The organism is Mesorhizobium sp. M0244 (assembly GCF_040321795.1).
Lineage (GTDB): Bacteria > Pseudomonadota > Alphaproteobacteria > Rhizobiales > Rhizobiaceae > Mesorhizobium.
This window is the reverse complement of sequence record NZ_JAMYSE010000178.1, coordinates 1-3,612: the sequence shown is the minus strand read 5'-3', so window position 1 is coordinate 3,612 and position 3,612 is coordinate 1. Positions and strand designations below refer to the sequence as shown.

Here is a 3,612-nt window from a genome sequence, read left to right as displayed (position 1 = left end):
CCATCGACCAGTTCCTCCGCGACAACGGCTATTGATCCATGGGCGGTTCGAAGCCTCCTGCTCGGGATGACGATCGGTATCCTTATTGGCATCTATGCTGCACCGTGGGGCGGTCGCCAAGGCTTCGACTTTGGTGAAGGCTCAAAAGCCGCTTCCCCCTTGAACGGGCTTATGGAATCCGCTCTCGGTGCGGCCATCCGCCCATCTGACGAAACCGCCAAAGGCGAGCTGTTTCGCCTATCCAATTGGGATATCTCAATGCACCGGACCGGATCGACGGTTACCGTGAAGCGATGTATTAGTATTGGCAAAGATTCTATCGCATGCGAACTCCTGGCGCATCTGGGGTAGGTCGATGGGGAAAAACTTGTCGAAGCTGTGTTCGAGGGAAAGCCGGGTACTTGGCGAATGGTTGCAGCCAGGGCGCGGTGATTTTCTCTCAGTGGGCAGTGCCTATCCCCGCGCCAGCTCAAGGGCGTTATGAATGCAGGCTTCCGTTGGAAAGAGCCATGCAAGGCGAGCCCGGCACGGCTCCGACGACAGCCGATTGCGAGTAGCGGAGACGCCGTCTTCACACCGCGATTCTGGTAAATCGCTGTGCAAGAGAATGCCGGGGCATGCTTCGGTCAATCCCGTTTTCAGATGTTGATTGATATCGTCGCCCTGTCCGCGACAGGACGTGCCTAAGGATATGGACGCCTATAAAAACAAAATGGAACTGGTTGAAACGATCGATCCCGAGATCGACAAGCCTGTTTTCCGCCGCCCGGGGTTCGAAGGCGTCAAAACCCTCGGCGAGATCGATGAGAGAATCGCCGGCTTCATTCGCAAGGCGCGCGAGGACAAGGATCTGACCCGCGCAGAGCTTGCGCCCTTGCTTGGCCTTTCGATGCAGGTTTATGGCCGCTATGAACGTGCCTTTTCAAAAAATGCACGTAACCAGGATGATCCACCTGTGCGAAATCCTCGGATTCATGCCGATGGAAATGCTGTTCAGCGTTGCCCCGCATCTATGGGGCCGCACGCCGGAGGAAGCGCGCGACACCATGGAACTCGCGCAACAGGTCGTGTCCCTGCCGCACGGCACGAAGCGCGATCTGCTGGCCCTGGTCAAGAAAATGGTTGCGCTCGAACGGGCCGCAGACGGAGCGGCGGCGGAAACGCAAAGAGGCGAAGAAGGACGTCATTAGGCACCCCGCGCTGCGGTGAATGGCGCGGGGCGCGAGCATCATCGCGACGCATTAATAGGGCCAAACCTTAAGCATCGACCTTCTTCAGCTCCGAGAGCCGCACAAGGCCGTTCTGGCTTCGGAATGTCAGTGTCGCATCCTTACTTTGCGCCTGGGCGATCCCCGAAATAACGTGATCGCCGGTGTCGTAGATCGTACGCTGCCCGGCATCCTCGATGACCAGTCGCCGCGTGTCGGGATAGATCGCGTAGCGCAAATGGTTCTGCGATCCGGTCGATGAGGGTGTGCCGAGTCCGCCCGGCCAACTTTCAGGTACCTGCTGCTGCGATCTATAGCTCACTTCGGCCGGTTCATTATGGGCAGCCTCAGGATTCTCCCGCAGATGAGCTACTAGTTCCGTGGCCACCGCGTTCAGCTTCGCCCTCAGCGCATCGTTAAACATGTCGCCGACCATTGTCATGCCTGATGACCACTGCGACATGCCGCCGAATTCGGCATGGCTGAACTGCGCCATGGAACCACCGCCCGAGCGCAGGGCACGCAGCACGGTTTCTACCGCGTCCCTTGACAACCCGTGCCGCGCCGCCAGTCGCGCGACCAATGCCGTCTCTTTGAGATCATCCACCTTACTGCCTCAACTCTTTTCGCCATTTAACACTGCGATGGGGACATCGTTCCACATGCCCTAACCTCCGAGCACGCCAACGGGCAAGAGCGGCGGATGACGAGGCATTGCCAATCCCGCCATGCCGCCCATACAACGGCTCGAACAATCGCGCCCATCGCGAGTAGCTGCTTTCCGCTATCACCTCTTCTTGCCAAGGATACTGTCCGATGTCTGCGACGCCGTATCTTTGGTCAAGGCCGTGACGGATCACTCCACCAGCACTCGATCAATGTCCCTCGCAAGCCTGGGATGGACGGATTTTTTCGGCGATCAGGTTGGTCCGCATGAGGTAAACCTCGTCCCAATGCGTATTGCCGCGGTGCACCGTGACCGCCTGACCGGCATATCTCAAGCAGGCCAAATGGATCTGACACTGCCGACGCAAACGAACACTGGCGACTGGGTCCTTGTCGATCCCCATGCCCGTTTGCTGCACCGTCGCCTGACCCGCAAGACAGTGCTGGAACGCCGCGTTCAGGGCACTAAGAAGCCGCAGCTTGCCGCGGCCAATGTCGACACATTGTTTATCGTCACCTCATGCAATGCTGATTTCAACCCCGCTCGGCTCGAGCGCTATCTGGCGCTAGCGAACGAGGCCGGAACAACTCCGGTGATCCTGCTGACCAAGGCCGATACCGTGCTGACGCCCGGGAGTACGAAAAGCAATCTGCCGCACTGCAGCGGGGGCTGATCGTAGTGACGTTGAACCCTCGCACGGCTGATGCCGCAATCGCCTTAGCCGCCTGGTGCGGCGCAGGACAAACAGTTGCACTGGTCGGTTCCTCCGGCGTGGGCAAATCGACGCTGGTGAATACGCTGGCCGGATCAGCGCAGCAATTGCCTCAACAGACCGGAGACATTCGCGAACAAGATGCCAAAGGACGCCACACCACCACCTCGCGATCTCTGCATCCCTTTGCAGGTGGCGGGTGGGTGATCGATACGCCAGGAATGCGAACGCTGCAGGTTAGCGATGTGGCTTACGGGATCGACACACTGTTCGCCGAAATTACCGAGCTTGCCCCGCTTTGCAGATTCCGCGACTGCACTCATGTTCATGAACCGGGCTGTGCAGTACAAGCAGCTTTGGCCGCTGGTACGCTGGATCCTGAGCGTCTTGCTCGCTGGCGCAAACTCTCCGACGAAAATCGCAACAACACGCCAGTTCAAACCGGGCCTCGTGGCAGCAATTTCACCAGCAATCGCGGAAAAAGGCGTTGAACGACAAAGTTTGAGCTCAGGCACTATCCTCAAAGACACCTTATCGAGCCGTGCAATGCCGGATGTCGACATGTAACCGGTGCTCTGAGGATCGCGCACCTGGGCGGTCAATCCTTTCTCTCAACGTTCCACAACTTGGCCAAAATCGCAGCTTCGGGCCCAATTAGGTCTCATACGTGCCGCCGCGATCGGGCGCGCGCCGTCATCGATGGTATGACGGCCGCCAACGACCTCGGCCTGACGACCGCCGTCCCCGCCCGGATAGAAGTGCTGGCCGATGCGCGGTTGAAGCCAATCAAGCTCGGCACGCAGGAAATTCACTTCAAATACGCTGCCCCTAGCCGCCTCTATTGGGCGGATCGGCCGGGGATGCGGGTCGTCCAGGCCTTGCATTGGATGCAGGACATGCTGGCCCAGAAGGGCGAACGGAAGCGTATCGAGGCGACGTTGCGCCGCCTGTTTGCCGACCCCAAGCACGGCGAGGCCATTCGCGAGGATCTGCGCGCCGGTCTCTCCGCCGTGCCGATCTGGATG

Annotated in this window: 3 protein-coding genes and 2 pseudogenes; 4 read left to right on the top strand and 1 reads right to left on the bottom strand. The window is 59.2% G+C overall.

Features of this window, described 5'->3' with window-relative positions; translation table 11 throughout:
• Together NKJ08_RS38220 and NKJ08_RS38215 are read left to right on the top strand one after the other, a co-directional pair.
• A partial coding sequence (locus tag NKJ08_RS38220) for a hypothetical protein (protein WP_352786325.1) occupies positions 1 to 351 on the top strand: 351 nt, incomplete at its 5' end.
• Positions 352 to 691: 340 nt separating this feature from the next.
• Positions 692 to 1,190, top strand: a pseudogene (locus NKJ08_RS38215) (helix-turn-helix transcriptional regulator).
• Between the two features lie 67 nt (positions 1,191 to 1,257).
• On the opposite strand, the gene NKJ08_RS38210 reads toward NKJ08_RS38215, so the two are convergent.
• A complete protein-coding gene (locus tag NKJ08_RS38210) occupies positions 1,258 to 1,815 on the bottom strand; it encodes a hypothetical protein (protein ID WP_352780068.1) in 558 nt (185 codons plus the stop codon).
• A gap of 271 nt (positions 1,816 to 2,086) precedes the next feature.
• On the opposite strand from NKJ08_RS38210, the pseudogene rsgA reads away from it, so the two are divergent.
• Positions 2,087 to 3,078: pseudogene (gene rsgA, locus NKJ08_RS38205) on the top strand (ribosome small subunit-dependent GTPase A).
• Between the two features lie 135 nt (positions 3,079 to 3,213).
• Positions 3,214 to 3,612, top strand: a 399-nt coding sequence (locus tag NKJ08_RS38200; protein WP_352786323.1) for a DUF6088 family protein, incomplete at its 3' end; no start/stop codon positions are given.